The organism is Vibrio bivalvicida (assembly GCF_001399455.2).
Classification (GTDB): Bacteria; Pseudomonadota; Gammaproteobacteria; order Enterobacterales; family Vibrionaceae; genus Vibrio; species Vibrio bivalvicida.
Genome location: NZ_LLEI02000039.1, coordinates 1 through 20,066, shown reverse-complemented (window position 1 = coordinate 20,066; position 20,066 = coordinate 1). Strand labels below are relative to the sequence as shown.

The window sequence follows — 20,066 nt, the reverse complement described above, 5'->3', positions numbered from 1 at the left end:
CGAGAAGCGAGAAGCGAGAAGCGAGAAGCGAGAAGCGAGAAGCGAGAAGCGAGAAAAGTTTGAAGGGTTGATATGAAAGTATCAACCCTTTTTGTTTTTTACGATCATCCTCAAAAGTGAGGAACGAACGAGTTGGGGATCTCATCAAGCTACCGACTCGCTGTAAGAGATTCCCTACTCCTTCCTTCGTCAGTCTAGGGAATGACGATTAACCCCAAAGGGCGAAGCCCGTTCTCGATTCTCGCGGCGCAGCCCTATCTCTAGAACGCAGTCCGTTGCTAACTACGCAGTCCAATCCCACGTGTCACTAGGTAATGAGCCACAGCATACAAAGCGATAACAAACACCCCAAGCACACTAAACGAAGTCACAATCCCCACATCAGATACACCTAAGAATCCATAACGGAATGCATTAACCATGTAAACGATCGGGTTGATCTTTGACACGCCTTGCCAAAACTCAGGCAATAAACTGATTGAGTAGAACACACCACCCAAATACGTTAACGGCGTTAAGACGAAAGTTGGGATAATTGAAATATCGTCAAAGGTTTTGGCAAACACCGCGTTGATCAATCCGCCGAGGGAGAACACAACAGAAGTCATAAACACAGTCGCAATAATAATCCCCCAATGTTCCACTTGAAGATCAACAAAGAATAACGATACGAAAGTCACTATCGTGCCAACCAGTAAACCACGTACAACACCGCCCATCACATAGCCTAAAATGATCACATAGTTAGGCACTGGCGCAACCAATAGCTCTTCAATGTTCTTTTGAAATTTTGAGCTAAAAAACGAAGAAGCGACATTCGAGTATGAGTTAGTGATCACCGACATCATAATAAGGCCCGGCACAATATATTCCATGTAGCTAAAGCCGTTCATCTCACCAATGCGTGAGCCAATTAAGCTACCAAAGATAATGAAGTACAGCGTCATGGTAATCGCTGGTGGGACCAGAGTCTGAACCCAAATACGAGTAAAACGATTGACTTCTTTTGTCAGCAGGCTACAAAAGGCGGTCCAGTATAGATGATACATTCTACTGTCCTCCTTCATTGACGATACTGACAAACAACTCTTCCAATCGGTTGGCCTTGTTACGCATCGAAAGTACTTGCACACCTTGCTCGGTAAGTTGAGTAAAGATCGCATTCAAACCTTCTGTTTTTTCAATCTCAATCTCCAAAGACCCGTTGGTAAATGTCTGGCTATTTACACCAGACAATTGAGGTTCTGGGCTACCTTCCGCTAAGTCGAGGATAAAAGTCTCAACATGGAGTTTGCCGAGCAGATCCTTCATCGTCGTGTTTTCAATCAGCTCACCTTTATTGATGATACCTATGTTACGACACAGCATTTCAGCTTCTTCTAGGTAATGGGTGGTTAAGATGATGGTGATACCTTGCTGTGAGTTGATCTCTTTCAAGAACTCCCACATTGAGCGACGCAACTCGATATCAACTCCAGCAGTCGGTTCATCGAGAATAAGCAGTTGTGGTTCATGCATGAGCGCGCGGGCGATCATCAAACGGCGCTTCATACCACCAGAAAGATTTCTCGCACGCTCACTACGTTTTCCCCAAAGATCGAGCTTAGTTAGATACTTTTGGGCTCTTTCTTTAGCAAGTATCTTAGAAACACCGTAATAACCCGCTTGTTGCAGAACAATCTGTTCTACGGTTTCAAACTGGTTAAAGTTAAATTCTTGCGGTACTAAGCCAAGATTTTGCTTGGCTAGTTCTAAATCTTTGTCGATGTCATAGCCAAACACCTTAACTTGGCCTGAAGTCTTGTTCACCAGCGAAGAGATAACACCTATGGTAGTGGACTTACCAGCTCCGTTTGGCCCAAGCAAGGCATAAAAATCCCCTTGGGCGACATTTAAACTAATGCCTTTAAGCGCTTCAAACCCACCAGCATAGGTTTTACGCAGCTGCTCAATTTCTAATGCATACATATTATTTACGATTGCCATTGCTACATCTTATTTGTAAATCAGTTTATCGTTGAATAACGATGATTACAATTAAACCTTTCGAATAGTTTGGAAATGAATTTTATCAAGACAAAAAACGCCACTAGGGTTGCCTCTAGTGGCGTTAGATATCTTAATAACTCGTTGTTTATACAGCTTCTAACTGATACTCGTCGGTATCAACATGCTTAACTGCCGCTCTAAGTGCTTCGTAGCGGAACTTGAACGTATTGTCTTGAGGAACCAAATCTATCACATGGAATTTCTCTAGCTGCTGTCGAGTTTTTTCATTTGGGCATAGCAAATAAACTTGGCAGCTCGCATCGAGTGCATCTTTTATGGCATTCTCAAGAGCCAAGCCAACCGTCACGTCAATCATTGGCACATCGGTCAGATCTAAGATCATCACTTCATAATCTGAAATACTGGTATGTTGCCGAGAAATCGCTTTTGAAACGCTGAAGATCATTGGCCCAGAAAGATAAAAGAACAGCACCTTACCATTCGCCATATCAAGCAACCCGCGTTCACTGTCGGTTAGCGGCACATCATCTTCATCGGCATCACTGATAGCTTTAACCTGACGAGCCTGTTCACGACTTAGCCGCTCAATGATAATGATGTTGGAAATAAAGACACCAAGGCCAACAGCCACAATCAAATCAACGAATACCGTCAGCAGCATTACGCCGTACATCACGGCCATACCCGCAAAGCTAACCTTGTGAGCACGTTGGATAAAGCTCCAGTCTAGGATATTAAAGCCCACGTACACCGCAATGCCCGCTAGTACAGCCATTGGGATAGGTTCGGTCAACCCACCTGCAACCAGTACAACCAGAGCAAGCATCAGTGCACGGACAACTCCTGAAAGCGGCGAGCGAGCGCCAACTTGTATGTTGGTCACTGTGCCCATGGTCGCTCCAGCACCCGGTAGCGCACCAAACAGGCCAGAGATAATGTTCGCCAAACCTTGGCCACGCAGCTCTTTGTCAGAGTCATGCTCCTTGCGTGTTAAGGAATCACCGATAACTGCTGTCAACAAGGTATCAATGCAGCCTAATGTACCAAGTACTAAAGCATCTATAACCATCTCTGTGAACATCGCGGCGTCGATATGCGGAATAACAAGTGATGGTAATCCCGCAGGAATTTCCCCAATACGGCGAATAGAATCTGTATCGAAAATAATGACTGATAGCAAGGTGACCGCAACTAAGGCGACGAGCTGGGCTGGTACATAGCGGCGGTACTTTTTAGGAAAGAGAAATAGAATACCTAGCGTTAAAAGCCCGAGAAAGAGCTCGCTAAACTTCATGTTGGCGATAATATCTGGAATCGCTGACAAAGTGCCCATCACACCGCCTGCGGGAGCCGCTTGTCCAAGCAAAGGGGATATCTGGAGGATAATCAAGATAACGCCAATTCCCGACATAAAGCCAGAAATTACGCTATATGGCATCAAAGTTACGTATTTTCCTAACTTTAGTGTCCCTAATAAAACCTGAAATGCCCCAGCCATCATGACCACAGTAAAGGTCATCGCCATCCCCGTTTCAGGATACTTAGTCATCATGCTAGTCAACACCGCGGTCATGATAACGGTCATTGGACCGGTAGGCTCAGAGATTAGTGTATTTGACCCACCAAACAGAGCAGCGAACAGACCCACCATGATCGCGCCCCACAAACCCGCTTCAGCTCCTGCACCCGAAGCCACACCAAAGGCTAACGCCAAAGGCAAAGAGATAATAGCCGTGGTGACACCACCAAATAAATCTCCTTTGAGATTCATATCTTCAAAACGACTAAAAAACAAAACTTTACTCCATGTCTCACATGTCATTGCTCAGAGATTGCTGCGCCTACAACTTTACTTAGAACGACAGGTTCCTCTGAACTTGATCACAACATACTGGTTTTAAGTTATTCTGATTACTGAGAGAAGCAGAAAGGAATAACCTTAGTTTTTGTAGCTAAAATTTACGCGAAATGTAAGTAAATTGCTGCGAAATGTAGCCAATTTCATCACTTTAACAAATGTTACTTGTAAGAGATAAGTGTTAATTACATCTCATCGCTCATACGTTATAACCATTAGTTAGGATAGCGGCTAAGTTTATGATTTTTGGCGCTCAAACACGTCAGATGAGTACCATTTCACCTAATTTTGACAGGAACGAAATTGTAACATTGTGTATAGTGATGAAAGATTTTTTTTAAGGGTTGTGAGTAAGATGCCGGAAATTAAACAGTTATTTGAGAACAATTCGAAATGGTCAGAGTCAATCAAGGCAGAGCACCCTGAATACTTTACCAAACTGGAACAAGGACAAAGCCCAGGGTTTCTCTGGATCGGTTGTTCAGATAGCCGAGTACCTGCTGAGCGATTAACGGGACTCTACTCTGGCGAGCTTTTTGTTCACCGTAACGTTGCTAACCAGGTGATTCATACCGACCTTAACTGCCTATCAGTCGTACAATACGCTGTCGATGTGTTGAAAGTAAAACACATCATAGTTTGTGGTCACTATGGCTGTGGTGGTGTCAAAGCCGCCATTGATAATCCTCAACTAGGTTTAATCAACAACTGGTTGCTGCATATTCGCGATCTTTTCTTTAAGCACCGCAATTATCTCGAAGCAATGCCAGAACAAGATCGTGCAGATAAGCTAGGTGAAATCAACGTGGTAGAACAAGTCTACAACTTAGCCAATTCGACGATTATGCAAAATGCCTGGGAACGCGGGCAAGATATCGAAATACATGGTGTTGTCTACGGTATTGGTGATGGAAAATTAGAATACCTAGGTGCTCGTTCTAACTCTCGTGAAAGCGTAGAGAGCTCTTATCAAAAAGCGATGGAAAGTGTCCTCAACCCACACCATAAACTTCTGTGTCGCTAACCACCTAAGATAAACAAACGCCCGCAAACTTGCGGGCGTTTTTGCATGCATCTACAGTTGCATTATTCTTGAGGAACCACTTTACCAATGTACGGTAGGTGACGGTATTTTTGTGCGTAATCGATACCTACACCGACAACAAACTCATCTGGGATCTCAAAGCCAATCCACTTTACCCCTACCTCAACTTCACGACGAGAAGGCTTGTCGAGTAATGTACAGATCTCAATCGATCTAGGTTCACGAAGACTAAGGATCTCTTTGACTTTATTCAACGTGTTGCCAGTATCGATGATATCTTCAACGAGCAGTACATCTTTACCTTTAATATCATCATCAAGGTCTTTCAGGATACGAACATCGCGTGAGCTTTCCATTGTATTGCCGTAGCTAGAAGCAGTCATGAAATCCACCTGGTGCGTCAAGTCGATTTTACGAGCTAGATCAGCCATAAACACAAATGAACCGCGCAATAGGCCTACGAGGACGAGATCTTCGCTACCTTCGTAATGCTCGCTAATTTGCTTGCCTAACTCGTTAACTCGTTCACTGACTTCCTGCTCAGAAATCATTACTTCTACTGTATGTTTCATACCAATCTCGTTTTTCACGTTAGCTGTATAGAGCGTAATTATAGTCACTCAAGATTTAGGCGCGTAGTTTACCACCAGCCTGCAGCAAGGAAAAACGTTTGCCTAAATAATTCATGCAACGCAAGGTTATTTCTTATTGATCTTTAGCACGATATTAACAAAAGTGATTATAAAATAGTCTGAAACCGTTGACCTTAATCATATGCACCATTACACTCATAGGGCGTCAGCAAATTATAATCTAATAAATAGGGCAAAAAGCCCAAACAAATATAAACAACTCATTTGGCAAGGAAATTAACTATGGACTCTATTGCTAAAAGACCGCGTACGCGTCTTTCACCGCAAAAACGAAAACAGCAACTAATGGAAATCGCACTGGAAGTGTTCGCTCGTCGTGGCATCGGCCGCGGTGGTCATGCTGACATTGCAGAGATTGCTCAAGTTTCTGTTGCGACTGTCTTCAACTACTTCCCTACTCGTGAAGATTTAGTTGATGACGTTCTAAACTACGTTGTTCGTCAATTCTCTAACTTCCTATCTGACAATATCGATTTAGATATTCATGCGAAAGAGAACCTAAATAACCTAACTTCAGCGATGGTTGAATTAGTACTCAACGATTGCCACTGGCTTAAAGTGTGGTTTGAGTGGAGCGCATCAACTCGTGACGAAGTATGGCCACTGTTTGTTTCAACAAACCGTACCAACCAACTGTTGGTGCAAAATATGTTTGTTAAAGCAGTTGAACGTGGCGAGGTGTGTGAGGAGCACGAGCCTGCCGAGCTGGCGACTCTTTTCCACGGCATCTTCTACTCACTGTTTGTTCAAGCAAACCGTACACAAGATGAAACAGGTATGAAGAAGCTAACAGAAAGCTACTTAGACATGCTTTGCATCTACAAACACGCGAAAAACGCGTAACCTAAATTAAGCCTGACGCATACAAAGCCTGCTCATCATTGAGCAGGCTTTGTTATTTAAAGCACAAAAAAACCGCTGAGAAAGCTCAGCGGTTTTTTGGATTCAGATAGAAGAGTTGATTACTTCTTCTTTTTCGCTTTAGGGTTTGGAAGGTCAGTGATTGTACCTTCAAACACTTCTGCCGCTAGACCTACAGACTCGTGTAGAGTTGGGTGAGCGTGGATTGTCAGCGCAATATCTTCAGCATCACAGCCCATCTCGATTGCCAGACCGATTTCACCCAGTAGTTCACCACCGTTAGTACCAACGATAGCACCACCAATTACACGGTGTGTCTCTTTGTCGAAGATAAGCTTAGTCATACCATCTGCACAATCAGAGGCGATTGCACGGCCTGAAGCAGCCCATGGGAAGGTTGCAGTTTCGTAGTTGATGCCTTCCGCTTTCGCTTCTTTCTCTGTCTTACCAACCCATGCCACTTCTGGCTCAGTGTAAGCAATTGAAGGAATAACTTTAGGGTCGAAGTAGTGCTTCTTACCAGCAATAACTTCAGCAGCAACATGACCTTCATGCACACCTTTGTGAGCAAGCATTGGTTGACCAACGATATCACCGATAGCAAAGATGTGAGGAACGTTAGTACGCATTTGCTTGTCAACGTTGATGAAGCCGCGCTCGTCTACTTCTAGACCCGCTTTTTCTGCATCAAGAAGTTGGCCGTTTGGTACACGACCGATAGCAACAAGAACAGCATCGTAGCGCTCAGCTTCTGCTGGTGCTTTCTTGCCTTCCATTGAAACGTAGATACCGTCTTCTTTCGCTTCAACAGCTGTTACTTTCGTTTCTAGCATTAGGTTGAACTTGTTCTTGATACGCTTAGTGTAAACTTTGACGATATCTTTATCCGCTGCCGGGATAACTTGGTCGAACATTTCAACTACATCGATTTGAGAACCTAGAGAGTGGTAAACCGTACCCATTTCTAGACCGATGATGCCACCACCCATGATTAGCAGTTTGCCTGGTACTTCCTTCAGCTCTAGAGCGTCAGTAGAGTCCCAAATACGTGGGTCTTCATGTGGGATAAATGGTAGTTTGATTGGGCGAGAACCCGCTGCAACGATTGCGTTGTCGAAGTTGACAACAGTTTTGCCTTCTTCACCTTCCACTTCGATAGTGTTAGGGCCAGTGAATTTACCAAAACCGTTAACCACATTCACTTTACGCATCTTAGCCATACCGCCAAGACCGCCAGTTAGTTGGTTAATAACCTTCTCTTTCCACTTACGGATCTTGTCGATATCCGTTTGCGGTTCACCAAATACGATACCGTGATCAGCAAGTGCTTTTGCTTCTTCGATAACTTTAGATACGTGAAGTAGTGCTTTAGATGGGATACAACCCACGTTTAGACACACACCACCAAGAGTGCTGTAACGCTCGATAAGTACAGTTTCTAGACCTAAATCTGCACAACGGAAAGCGGCAGAGTAACCAGCAGGACCTGCACCAAGTACTACTACTTGGGCTTTAATTTCTTTGCTCATTTTGACCTCTTGTAGTCATTATCCCTAACAGGCTGAGTGGGTATTGATTCTATATGTTCAAGTCAGTTTATTTTAAACAATTGTTTTCAGACCGCCATCAGTTTACAGAGATGTTAATGGTGTGAAAAGTAAATCAATTTAGCCTGTGAGCTAGACAACAATTCGCTTGTGAAAACCTTATTGACTCTAAGGTCTGCATTCAAATTGTCTGATAATTATTAGTAGTAGAGGCGGCTCTAATGCCGCCTCTAAATCATCCAATCTTTAATTAAAGAACTAGACGACGAATGTCTGATAGCGCACCATTTAGGAACGTAATGAAACGCGCACCTTCAGCACCATCAATCACACGGTGGTCGTATGATAGAGATAGTGGAAGCTGTAGACGTGGTTCGAACTCTTTGCCGTTCCACACAGGCTTCATTTCAGACTTAGATACACCTAGGATACCAACTTCTGGCGCATTTACGATTGGTGTAAATGCAGTACCACCGATACCGCCAAGGCTTGAGATTGTGAAACAACCGCCTTGCATGTCAGCCGCAGTTAGCTTACCTGCACGTGCTTTCTTAGACACAGCCATTAGCTCTTCAGATAGCTCGTAGATGCCTTTCTTGTTCACGTCTTTAAATACAGGAACAACTAGACCATTTGGCGTATCTACTGCGATACCTACATTCACGTACTTCTTAAGAATGATGCTTTCGCCATCTTCAGAAAGAGAAGAGTTAAACGCAGGGAACGCTTCTAGCGCTTTCGCTACTGCTTTCATGATGAACACTAATGGAGTGATCTTCATCCCAGTATCTTTCTTCGCTTCGATTGCGTTCTGTTCTTTACGGAATGCTTCTAGTTCAGTGATGTCTGCGTTATCCCACTGTGTAACGTGAGGGATCATTACCCAGTTACGGTGTAGGTTAGCACCAGAGATCTTCTTGATCTTAGAAAGCTTCTGAACTTCAGTTTCGCCGAACTTGCTGAAGTCAATTTTTGGCCAAGGAAGCAGACCAAGCGCAGAGCCGTCACCGCCTTTACCGGATGCTGCTGCGCCAGACTCAAGGCGCTTAAGTGCATCTTTAACGTAAGCTTGAACGTCTTCTTTCAGGATACGGCTCTTACGACCAGTACCTTTAACCTTAGACAGGTTAACGCCAAATTCACGCGCTAGACGACGAACAACTGGAGATGCATGTGCGTAGTCACCGTTCTCTTGGAAGTCGCCAGTTGATGCAGAACCAGTTGGAGCTTCTGCTTTAGGAGCTGGTGCTGCTGCAGGTGCCGCCGCTTGAGCTGGGGCTGCTGCTGGAGCAGGTGCTGCACCCGCCACTTCGAAGACCATGATTAGCGAGCCAGTCGACACTTTGTCGCCTGCTGCAATCTTGATCTCTTTAACTATACCAGCAAATGGAGCAGGAACTTCCATTGACGCTTTGTCACCTTCAACAGTGATTAGAGATTGCTCTTCTTCCACCGTATCGCCAACTGCAACCATGATCTCAGTTACTTCAACTTCGTCACCGCCGATATCAGGAACGTTAACTTCTTTCGCTGCTGATGCTGCTGGAGCCGCTGCCACTGGAGCTTCTACTGCTGCAGGTGCCGCTGGAGCGCCAAAGCCTGCTACTTCGAATACCATGATTAGCGAGCCAGTCGTAACTTTATCGCCTGCTGCTACTTTGATCTCTTTTAGAGTACCAGCGAATGGTGCAGGTACTTCCATAGAAGCTTTGTCGCCTTCAACCGTTAGAAGAGATTGCTCTTCTTCAATGCTGTCGCCAACTGCAACCATGATTTCAGTCACTTCAACTTCATCGCCACCGATATCTGGTACGTGAACTTCTTTCAGTTCACTTGCAACAGAAGGGGCTGCTGGAGCTGGAGCCGCTGCTGGTGCAGCCTCTGCCGTAGCAGGTGCAGCGTCAACTGCACCCTCGGCTTCGAAGATCATAATAAGAGAACCAGTAGAAACTGAGTCGCCTTCAGCAACTTTGATTTCTTTAACGATACCCGCTTGAGATGCAGGAACTTCCATAGAAGCTTTATCGCCTTCAACTGTGATAAGAGACTGCTCTTCTTCAACCTTGTCGCCAACGCTTACAAGAATTTCAGTAACTTCAACCTCATCCGCACCGATGTCTGGTACATTAATTTCGATTGCCATTTCTTATTTACCTTCTTAATTAAGCGTATAGCGGGTTAGTTTTTTCAGTGTCGATGTCGAATTTAGCAATCGCTTCAACAACTACTGATTTCTCAACATCTCCACGCTTAGCCAGTTCAGTTAGCGCTGCTACAACAACGTAACCTGCGTTCACTTCAAAGTGACGACGTAGGTTTTCTCGGCTGTCTGAACGACCAAAGCCATCTGTACCCAGTACCTTGTAAGACTCAGAAGGCATGAACGCACGAACTTGTTCTGCGTAGTTCTTCATGTAGTCAGTCGCTGCAATTGCTGGCTCGCTGCCGATCACTTGTGCGATGTAAGGAACTTTTGCGTCAGCTTCTGGGTGCAGCATATTGTCACGCTCTACCGCTTGGCCGTCACGAGTAAGCTCGTTGAACGAGGTTACAGAGAACACGTCAGAAGCAATGCCGTACTCTTCGCTTAGGATAGTCGCTGCTTTACGTACTTCGTTCATGATAGTACCAGAGCCCATTAGCTGAACTTTAGACTTGTCACCAGCGTAAGACTCAAGCTTGTAGATACCCTTACGGATGCCTTCTTCAGCGCCTTCTGGCATTGCTGGCATTGCGTAGTTTTCGTTCATCACGGTTAGGTAGTAGAATACGTTCTCTTGGTTCTCACCGTACATGCGACGGATACCATCTTGCATGATAACTGCAACTTCGTAAGCGAATGTTGGATCGTAAGAGATACAGTTAGGTACTGTGTTCGCCATGATGTGCGAGTGACCATCTTCGTGCTGTAGACCTTCACCGTTTAGCGTTGTACGACCAGCAGTAGCACCTAGTAGGAAGCCACGAGCTTGTTGGTCACCCGCCATCCATGCCATATCGCCTACGCGTTGGAAACCAAACATTGAGTAGTAGATGTAGAATGGAATCATTGGTAGATCGTTAGTGCTGTAAGATGTCGCAGCAGCAACCCAAGAAGCCATTGAGCCTAGCTCGTTGATACCTTCTTGTAGAACCTGACCAGATGTCGCTTCTTTGTAGTAAGAAACGATGCCTTTATCTTCTGGCGTGTATTCCTGACCGTGTGGGTTGTAGATACCGATCTGACGGAATAGACCTTCCATACCAAACGTACGTGCTTCATCACAGATGATAGGAACGATGTTCTTACCAATGTTCTTATTCTTGAGCAGGATGTTAAGCGTACGAACGTAAGCCATAGTTGTAGAGATATCACGCTTTTGCTCACTTAGTAGCGGTGCGAACTCTTCTAGCTCAGGTACTTTGAATTCTTGAGTGAACTTAGGTAGACGCTGTGGCGTGTAACCTTTTAGTTCTTTACGACGAGCGTGTAGGTAATCGTATTCCGCAGAACCTTCTTCAAGTTTCAGGTACGGAAGCTCTTTAACCGCATCGTCAGTTAGGATGTCTTGAAGACCTAGACGATCACGTAGGTGTAGTACGTGAGTCATGTCCATCTTCTTAACTTGGTGCGCGATGTTCTTACCTTCAGCCGCTTCACCCATACCGTAACCTTTAACAGTCTTAGCTAGGATTACTGTTGGACGACCTTTAGTTTCTGCCGCGTTTTTGTATGCTGCGTACAGCTTAGAAGACTCGTGACCACCACGCTTAAGTGCGAAGATTTCGTCATCAGTCATATCTGCAACTAGTGCAGCTGTCTCTGGGTACTTACCAAAGAAGTGTTCACGTACGTAAGCACCGTCTTTAGATTTAAAGGTTTGGTAGTCACCATCTACAGTTTCGTTCATTAGCTGTAGAAGCTTGCCAGACGTATCTTTAGCAAGTAATGCATCCCAGTTACTACCCCAGATAACTTTAACAACATTCCAGCCAGCACCTTTGAATAGGCCTTCTAGCTCTTGGATGATGCTACCGTTACCCATTACAGGGCCATCTAGACGCTGAAGGTTACAGTTAACTAGGAAACATAGGTTGTCTAGCTTCTCACGCGCTGCGAAAGATAGTGAACCACGTGATTCTGGCTCATCCATCTCACCGTCACCTAGGAACGCATATACACGTTGAGCCGAAGTATCTTTCATACCACGACCGTCTAGGTACTTAAGGAAACGCGCTTGGTAGATCGCAGAGATTGGACCTAAACCCATAGAAACTGTCGGGAACTGCCAGAACTCAGGCATCAGTTTAGGGTGCGGATATGATGGAATACCTTTACCGTCTACTTCTTGGCGGAAGTTATCTAGCTGATCTTCAGTTAGACGACCTTCAACGAATGCACGAGAGTAGATACCTGGTGAGATGTGACCTTGGTAGTATACTAGATCGCCACCGTCCGTCTCATTTGGAGCACGGAAGAAGTGGTTGAAACATACTTCGTAGAATGCAGCAGAAGACTGGAAAGACGCCATGTGGCCGCCTAGTTCTAGGTCTTTCTTAGATGCACGTAGAACGATCATGATTGCGTTCCAACGGATGATGGAACGAATACGGCGCTCAAGAGTTGTGTCACCTGGGTAAGCTGGTTCTTGATCTGCAGGAATCGTGTTGATGTAGTTCGTTGTGATACCTGTTGGCATATCAACACCGTCTAGACGTGCTTTGTCTAGAACTTGCTCTAGCAAGTATTGAGCTCGTTCTACACCTTCTTCACGTACAACTGACTCAAGTGCTTGTAGCCATTCTTGAGTTTCCAGTGCATCTACGTCATGCTTCATATCAGACATGGCGATCTATCCTTCTATTGGTTGGATCTACTTATTTAAAGTAACCGTTTCTTGTTTTAAGAATCGTTACCTTGTTGAATTCGACGCAAAGAGCGTTCTCTGCGCGACTCTTCACGAGTCAAATCCAACAATGTTTCTTCAATGTAAGCTAAGTGTGAGTGAGACATTTCACGCGCCTTTTCTGGCTGACCTGAAACAATCGCATCCACGATATTAGCTCGGTGTTTACTTACTTTTTCGACCACTTCATCGCGGCGATGTAAGAGCTTTAAATTCTGCAAAACATTCTGCTCTAGCAAAGGTGCAAGGCTGCGAACAATGTGCAGAAGTACCACGTTATGGGCAGCTTCGGTTAAAGCGATCAAAAACTGCATAACCGCAGCTGATTCTGCTTCGACATTCTTCTTAGTTTGCTCTTCACTGATGTTTTTCAGGCAAGCCTGAATACGAGCGAAGTCTTCCTCGGTACCACGAACTGCTGCAAAGTAAGCGGCTATACCTTCCATCGCATGACGCGTTTCCAGCAAATCCAGCTGAGTTTCGGAGTGGCTAGACAATAAATTTAGCAGAGGATCTGAAAAGCTGGTCCAGATGTTCTCGCTAACAAAAGTGCCACCACCCTGACGACGAGTAAGAAGACGTTTCGCTTCTAAACGCTGTATCGCTTCTCGGATTGAAGGACGGGAAACATCAAACTGTTTTGCCAGTTCTCGCTCAGGCGGCAATTGTTGCCCCGGAGACAATGTTCCTTCCACAATCAGCCTTTCTAACTCTTGTTCAATCACATCAGAAAGTTTTGGCTGACGAATCCTTTGATAAGCCATAGTTGTTTTTCTTCTACTCTTTTGCAGTCAATTGGTATTACCAATTTTAAGTTGGCGAGAAAATTAACATAAATAAAACGCAAGTTCCAGACAAAAATTGACCCAAATCATAGAACAAGCCTTGCATCAACACTTTGATAACAATAGCTGATTAAAACAGCAATCAAATTGGTCTGACCAATTACAAAATATAAACAGATGGGAATAAACCGTGCTAGGTATCACAGTTTAATTGGTTAGTTTTAAAGGAATATGAACAGAATATGTCGTGAAAGATGGGAAGTTGCGGGATGCGGGATGCGGGATGCGGGATGCGGGATGCGGGATGCGGGATGCGGGATTGATTATACCCCTCTAGTAAAAAGCGCCGTCAACCACTTCGCTAAATCCTCCCTTTTTCGAAGGGCGAAGCCCGATCTCGGAGCAACGCGTTCTGTAGGGCTATGCCGTACTCTATTTAGCCTCGATATGATCAATCATCAGTTGCAGCGACTGATTGCCACGAAACTCGTTAATATCGAGCTTGTATGCTAAACGAACAGTTTTCACCGAGGCATCAGGCCAGCGACGCAGATCAACGTTAAATGCAATACCATCAATCATGATATTAGTTGGATGACCTTTATGCAGAGGTTCTAGCATAAGTTTCAGGTGCTTTTCCCCAACCAGCTTCTGATGAAGCACTTTAAATTCACCATCAAACAGCGGCTCAGGGAAAGCTTGGCCCCAAGGTCCACCAGCACGAAGCATCTCAGCGACATGCATAGAGAACTCTTCAGGCTTTAATTCGCCATCAGACAAAATAACACCTTTAAGTGCCGCGTCGTCCAAGTCCTGCTTCACTGCCTCATCAAATAATTTAGAAAAGCGCTCAAAATCTTTCTCCAATACGGTCAGACCCGCTGCCATCGCGTGTCCACCGAATTTGAGTATCAAACCTGGGTTTTGCGTATCGATGCGATCTAAGGTGTCACGCATATGCAAACCAGGGATTGAACGGCATGAACCTTTAATCGTACCTTCACCACCGTCAGCAAATGCAATGACTGGGCGATGAAACTTTTCTTTGATGCGTGATGCCAAGATACCTATTACGCCTTGATGCCAATCACGCTGAAAAAGCACGAGACCATGAGGCATATCTTGCTCGCCGAACTGCAGACGCTCACAAAAAGCCATCGCCTCTTGCTTCATGCCCTCTTCAATTTCTTTGCGTGTCTGGTTTAACCCATCTAATTCACTCGCCATACGACGTGCTGCATGAATGTTATTGGCCATCAATAGCTCGACACCAAAGGACATATCATCCAAACGACCAGCAGCATTAATGCGCGGCCCTAAAGCAAACCCGAAATCAGAAGCAACCAGTCGACGGGAATCTCGCTTGGCCACTTCAATTAGAGCTTGAATCCCCGGGCGTGCTTTGCCCGCGCGGATACGTTGCAAGCCTTGATGAACCAAAATACGGTTGTTTTCGTCCAGCGGCACTACATCCGCTACCGTACCTAGTGCAACTAAATCAATCAGCTCCATCAACTTAGGCTCTGTCATCCCTTGCTTGGCAAACCAACCTATTTTGCGCATATGAACACACAGCGCCATCATCAAATAGAACGCAACACCAACACCTGCCAGCGCTTTTGATGGAAACGCACACTCTTGCAGATTAGGGTTAACCATAGCATCTACGGTTGGTAGTTCATGCCCCGGCAAATGGTGGTCGGTCACTAGTACCTTTAAGCCTTGCTGTTTGGCATAACGTACCCCTTCAATTGAAGAGACGCCATTGTCGACCGTCATAATCACTTCAGCACCAATTTCAATCGCCTGGTCTACCACTTCAGGGCTAAGGCCATAGCCGTCTTCAAAACGATTTGGCACTAGGTAATCGACATTGTTTGAGCCAAGCATGCGCAGTGCTAATACCGACAGCGCTGAACTTGTCGCTCCATCAGCATCAAAGTCACCAACAATAATAATTCGCTTATTATGTTGAATAGATTCAAATAACAGTTCAACTGCGGCGTCAATACCATGCAGCTTTTGGTACGAATGCAGTGCGCGCGCCGTTGTATCAAGCTGCTGCTGCGATGTAATTCCACGACTGATATAAATACGCTTAAGTAATGGCGCGATAGAGTCTATTGAAAGTAGGGATAAATCAGGTTCAGGACGGCGTTGGATTTCTATCATTATCTTATGGCAGCATCTAAAGGAAGGAGAACACCATTCCTCAAAAAGAGGAATGGTGAAGAGAGTGCTATTGCGTTTGCTCTAAACGTTGAATTAACTGAGCAGGCGGGAGGTAGCCACCGACCATTTCACCATTTGGCAAGAAGATCGCTGGCGTACCGCTAATGCCTAACTCACGACCTAATGTATATTGTTGCTTGATAATCTGCTGATATTTAGTGAAATCTTCACTTTGTTCAGGAAACTCTCGATTCACCTTGCCATTATGCATCGCTGCTTGAGGATCCTTAGCCCCCCAAATGGTCGCCATTTGATCCGCAACGGTTCCTGTTGCGCCTTGTCTAGGGTAAGCCATGTAGCGAACCGTAATACCCAAATCGTTGTAGCCTTTCATTTGGCTGTGAAGACGTACACAGTAGCCACAAGTAATATCAGTAAACACAGTTACTACATATTTCTCGTTATCTGCCTTAAACTCGATCATGCTATCTTTAAAGGCTTCTATTTTTTTCGCATTAATTGGCGCTTGGCGCTTAGCGAGTACGTCTTCATACTTACCGCTTGAATCAAGTTTGTATAATGTACCCGCTAGAAAGTATTCTCCATCTGGCGAAGCAAACAATACCCCGCCACTGGTTTGCACTTCGATTAGGCCGTCAATCTCTGCCGGAACAACCTCTTTTACTTCTAACCCTAGCTTGGCAAAACGCTCTTCTAGCTGTGCTTTATCAAATTTAACATCGCCTGCCGAAACAGTTTGTGTAGCAAGTAAAAGTGGCAATGTAAGTAGAGTCATTCGGCGTAATACGCTCATTCAATTCACCTTAAATCGATTTAGTTGTAGCCACGAGCGGTTAGGCTCTTGGATGGTGTTCACTGTGTAGCTGTTTCAATCGCTCTGTTGCTACATGAGTATAAATTTGTGTTGTGGACAAGTCACTATGCCCTAGCAGCATCTGTACCACGCGCAAGTCTGCACCATAGTTCAGCAAATGAGTAGCAAACGCATGCCTTAATACATGGGGCGAGAGTAATTCAGTATCAATCCCTGCCAATACTGCGTAATGTTTTATGCGATGCCAAAACGTTTGGCGAGTCATTTGTCTTGCTCGCTTACTCGGAAATACCACATCAGAGGTTGTCTCCCCAAGTAACTCTGACCTGCCTTGATGGATAAAAGTTTCAATCCAATCAACAGCATTTTCACCCATTGGTACCAAACGCTCTTTGCCACCTTTACCAGTAACCCGAACCACCCCCTGACGCAAGCTGACATTTTCCATCGTCAAACTAACCAATTCCGTCACACGCAACCCCGTCGCGTATAAGAGTTCTAACATAGCTTTATCACGCAGCTCCATTGGATTATTAGGATCAGGTGCATTGAGCAAAGCATCCACTTGATCTTCCGTTAAATCTTTTGGCAAGCGTTTCGGTAGCTTTGGGCTTACCAGTAGCGCACTCGGATCATCACTGCGAACTTTCTCACGATGCAAATACTGAAACAGACGTCGAATCGCGGACAACATTCTTGCTCGTGAAGTTTGCTTATACCCCTCATCAGCTAACCAGCCTTGATAGGCTTGCAGCCCAGATAAGCTAATAAAATCGAGACGGTAGTTGTGTAGTGTCATCCACTGTAGCAGTTTAAAAAGATCGTTTCGGTATGATGCAAGGGTGTTTTCAGACAAGCCGCGCTCTAACCACATAGCATCTAAAAACTGTTCAACTAGCCCTTGATCAGGCGACAATTGTTCTGACACTGCAAACCTCATAATTTCGTTGTGCGGTCAAATGTAAGTGCCACAAAGCAATAAAGCTATAAAAATTCATCTCAAAAGCGGATATTCGCTGCAAAGCTCGCCATTTTGTGGTTAGAATTCACCATCAATTGTCAAAATATAAAACCATGCTATGAAAATCGGTCTATTTTACGGCTCAACAACTTGTTATACCGAAATGGCAGCAGAGAAAATCCGCGCTATCATCGGTGAAGACCTAGTTGATATTCACAACGTTAAAGAATCACCACTCTCTTTGATGGAAGATTATGATTTTCTAATTGTCGGCATTTCGACCTGGGATTTTGGTGAGATCCAAGAAGACTGGAATGAGTTATGGGCTCAAATCGATGGCGTATCGCTAAATGGCAAAACCGTTGCACTATTCGGCTTAGGCGATCAAGAAGGCTATGGCGAGTGGTATCTGGATGCTATGGGACTCTTGCACCACGAGCTGAAAAAGACCGGAGCTAACTTTGTTGGTTACTGGCCTAACGATAACAACTACGAGTTTGAAGCTTCAAAAGCACTTACCGAAGATGGCAGCAAATTTGTCGGCCTAGCACTTGATGAAGACTCTCAATATGAACTGAGTGATGAACGTATCGCCACTTGGGTTGAGCAGATTTTGGTCGAGTATCAAGAGACGCTGTAAAAACGAGAAGCGAGAAAAATTAAAGGATTGGCACCAAGTGTCAATCCTTTTTATTTAGGAACGCTTCGCTATGGATTCGGGATGTGGGAACGAATAACTCTCGAAGGGCGAAGCCCGTTCCCGACTCTCGAAGCGCAGCGTTCCTAAGGGTGCAGTCTGTCTCTGAACCTCCCCCAATCAAACACTAACCCAGGATCGGTTTTGCGCAGTGGAGCAATGTACTGGTGACCAGTAATGCGCGGTAGAGTGATTTTCGGGTAACTGACTTGAATCTGCTTGGTTAGCTCCGTTAACGCTTGGTATTGCTCATCAGTGTAGGCAACGTAGTCACTGCCCTCTAGCTCAATTCCGATTGAGTAGTCATTGCACTTATCTCGCCCCGCAAAGCTCGAGACACCTGCGTGCCATGCTCTGGCAATAAACGGCACAAACTGAACCACTTCCCCATCACGTCTGATCAAGCAATGAGCCGAAACACCCATATTATGGATCACTTCAAAGAACGGATGTTCATTCGGGTCTAGTTGCCCAGTAAAAAACTGTTCAATATACGGACCACCAAACTGACCCGGCGGTAAGCTGATGTTATGCACAACCAAAAGAGAAATGTCTGTAGCGTCTGTTCTGTGGTCAAAAAAAGGTGAAGGTACATGCCTAGCTTTGTTGTACCAACCATTTTCATCGATCATAAGCGGCTCATTATCATAACTAACTCTCTGATTTTATCCGTTTGGCGATGAAATGCGAGATTAATGGCTGAATTTCACACTCAGTCAGCGTATCATGCCCACCTCTTGTCCAACTGCGTATTAGATTTGCGATGAAAAACACACACAATAGCCAAGAACGTCTCGAATATTTGAAACAGCAACTTCCCTTAGAGATATCCCGCGCTGTCGCGGATACCATCAAGGAAGATCTGGGTGGTACTCTAGACCCAGACGCTGATATTACCGCAAGTCTAATTCCAGCAGATGCACACAACGAAGCAACCATTATCACTCGTGAACATGGTGTTTTTTGTGGCAAAGCTTGGGCTGACGAAGTATTTAAACAGCTAGGCGGCGAAGTAAAGATAGAGTGGAATGTAGAAGATGGCGATAAAGTAGAGCCGAACCAAGTGTTGTGTACTCTATCAGGCCCATCTCGCGCTCTTCTTACTGGTGAACGCAATGCGATGAACTTTATCCAGACTCTTTCTGGCTGCGCAACTGTTGTTGCCCAATACGCAGAGAAAATTGCGGGCACAGGTTGTCGACTACTTGATACGCGTAAAACCATTCCTGGTCTGCGCAGCGCGCTTAAATATGCTGTAGCCTGTGGTGGTGGTTTTAACCATCGTATTGGTGTGTTTGACGCTTACCTAATCAAAGAGAACCACATTATTGCTAACGGTGGTATTTCTCAAACCATCAAGACTGCCAAAGAGCTAAACCCAGGAAAACCGGTTGAAGTCGAAACAGAGAGCCTTGAAGAACTGCAAGAAGCGATTGAAGCAGGTGCCGACATCATCATGCTCGACAACTTCACCACCGACATGATGCGTGAAGCAGTAAAAATTAACGCAGGCCGCGCAGCGCTAGAAAACTCAGGTAATGTCACGCTAGAGACTATCCGTGAATACGCTGAGACTGGCGTTGACTATATCTCGGTTGGCGCGCTAACTAAACACCTAAAGGCGATGGATTTATCGATGCGCTTTAAGTAGCTATCAGCAGCAAAGAAGACGCTTTACCAAATAAAAATAGAGGCTTAAGCCTAATGCCAGTCAGTTAAGCTGACTGGCTTTTTTCTTATTAGGGTATTTTTTGCT

Annotated in this window: 16 protein-coding genes; 4 read left to right on the top strand and 12 right to left on the bottom strand. The window is 45.0% G+C overall.

The features are described from left to right. Positions 1-278: 278 nt before the first annotated feature. The 3 genes from APB76_RS14190 to APB76_RS14180 all read right to left on the bottom strand — a co-directional run bounded on the left by APB76_RS14190 (position 279) and on the right by APB76_RS14180 (position 3,805). Positions 279-1,049: an ABC transporter permease gene (locus tag APB76_RS14190; RefSeq protein WP_054963584.1), complete on the bottom strand. Its 771-nt coding sequence runs from the start codon at positions 1,047-1,049 to the stop codon at positions 279-281. A 1-nt stretch (position 1,050) separates the two neighbouring features. Beyond that, positions 1,051-1,968, bottom strand: a complete 918-nt coding sequence (locus tag APB76_RS14185) for an ABC transporter ATP-binding protein (RefSeq protein WP_049845736.1) — start codon at positions 1,966-1,968, stop codon at positions 1,051-1,053. Between the two features lie 166 nt (positions 1,969-2,134). Then, positions 2,135-3,805, bottom strand: a complete 1,671-nt coding sequence (locus APB76_RS14180; RefSeq protein ID WP_054963585.1) for a SulP family inorganic anion transporter — start codon at positions 3,803-3,805, stop codon at positions 2,135-2,137. A gap of 418 nt (positions 3,806-4,223) precedes the next feature. Here APB76_RS14180 and can point away from each other — a divergent pair, with 418 nt between their 5' ends. Further along, complete coding sequence (gene can / locus APB76_RS14175) at positions 4,224-4,892, top strand: carbonate dehydratase (protein WP_049845631.1); 669 nt, start codon at positions 4,224-4,226, stop codon at positions 4,890-4,892. 62 nt (positions 4,893-4,954) lie between these two features. Here the strand turns inward: can and hpt are convergent, their stop codons facing one another. Continuing rightward, on the bottom strand, positions 4,955-5,485 hold the full coding sequence (hpt, locus tag APB76_RS14170; protein ID WP_049845630.1) for a hypoxanthine phosphoribosyltransferase: 531 nt from the start codon (positions 5,483-5,485) through the stop codon (positions 4,955-4,957). A gap of 303 nt (positions 5,486-5,788) precedes the next feature. Between hpt and APB76_RS14165 the strand changes: the two genes are divergently transcribed. Beyond that, positions 5,789-6,409 carry a LuxR/HapR/OpaR family quorum-sensing transcriptional regulator gene (locus tag APB76_RS14165; protein WP_049845629.1) on the top strand — a complete coding sequence of 207 codons (621 nt, stop codon included), beginning with the start codon at positions 5,789-5,791 and terminating at the stop codon, positions 6,407-6,409. 119 nt (positions 6,410-6,528) lie between these two features. Here APB76_RS14165 and lpdA read toward each other — a convergent pair whose 3' ends face one another. The 7 genes from lpdA to xerD all read right to left on the bottom strand — a co-directional run bounded on the left by lpdA (position 6,529) and on the right by xerD (position 17,592). Next, positions 6,529-7,956: a dihydrolipoyl dehydrogenase gene (lpdA, locus tag APB76_RS14160; protein ID WP_049845628.1), complete on the bottom strand. Its 1,428-nt coding sequence runs from the start codon at positions 7,954-7,956 to the stop codon at positions 6,529-6,531. Positions 7,957-8,224: 268 nt separating this feature from the next. Beyond that, on the bottom strand, positions 8,225-10,117 hold the full coding sequence (aceF, locus tag APB76_RS14155) for a pyruvate dehydrogenase complex dihydrolipoyllysine-residue acetyltransferase (RefSeq protein WP_054963586.1): 1,893 nt from the start codon (positions 10,115-10,117) through the stop codon (positions 8,225-8,227). 19 nt (positions 10,118-10,136) lie between these two features. Then, a complete protein-coding gene (aceE, locus tag APB76_RS14150; protein WP_054963587.1) occupies positions 10,137-12,800 on the bottom strand; it encodes a pyruvate dehydrogenase (acetyl-transferring), homodimeric type in 2,664 nt (887 codons plus the stop codon). A gap of 56 nt (positions 12,801-12,856) precedes the next feature. Beyond that, a complete protein-coding gene (gene pdhR, locus APB76_RS14145; RefSeq protein WP_004742610.1) occupies positions 12,857-13,624 on the bottom strand; it encodes a pyruvate dehydrogenase complex transcriptional repressor PdhR in 768 nt (255 codons plus the stop codon). Positions 13,625-14,077: 453 nt separating this feature from the next. Beyond that, positions 14,078-15,817, bottom strand: coding sequence for a single-stranded-DNA-specific exonuclease RecJ (gene recJ / locus APB76_RS14140; RefSeq protein ID WP_049845625.1), 1,740 nt, complete (start codon positions 15,815-15,817; stop codon positions 14,078-14,080). Between the two features lie 67 nt (positions 15,818-15,884). Beyond that, positions 15,885-16,631 carry a thioredoxin fold domain-containing protein gene (locus tag APB76_RS14135; RefSeq protein WP_049845624.1) on the bottom strand — a complete coding sequence of 249 codons (747 nt, stop codon included), beginning with the start codon at positions 16,629-16,631 and terminating at the stop codon, positions 15,885-15,887. A 40-nt stretch (positions 16,632-16,671) separates the two neighbouring features. Continuing rightward, entirely contained in the window at positions 16,672-17,592 is a 921-nt protein-coding gene (gene xerD / locus APB76_RS14130; protein ID WP_054963588.1) for a site-specific tyrosine recombinase XerD, read from the bottom strand. A 139-nt stretch (positions 17,593-17,731) separates the two neighbouring features. Between xerD and fldB the strand changes: the two genes are divergently transcribed. Next, positions 17,732-18,253 carry a flavodoxin FldB gene (fldB, locus tag APB76_RS14125; RefSeq protein WP_054963589.1) on the top strand — a complete coding sequence of 174 codons (522 nt, stop codon included), beginning with the start codon at positions 17,732-17,734 and terminating at the stop codon, positions 18,251-18,253. Between the two features lie 143 nt (positions 18,254-18,396). On the opposite strand, the gene ampD is transcribed toward fldB, so the two are convergent. Then, positions 18,397-18,942, bottom strand: a complete 546-nt coding sequence (gene ampD, locus APB76_RS14120; protein WP_054963590.1) for a 1,6-anhydro-N-acetylmuramyl-L-alanine amidase AmpD — start codon at positions 18,940-18,942, stop codon at positions 18,397-18,399. 131 nt (positions 18,943-19,073) lie between these two features. Here ampD and nadC point away from each other — a divergent pair, with 131 nt between their 5' ends. Further along, on the top strand, positions 19,074-19,961 hold the full coding sequence (gene nadC / locus APB76_RS14115) for a carboxylating nicotinate-nucleotide diphosphorylase (RefSeq protein WP_049845620.1): 888 nt from the start codon (positions 19,074-19,076) through the stop codon (positions 19,959-19,961). The last annotated feature ends 105 nt before the right edge of the window (positions 19,962-20,066 follow it).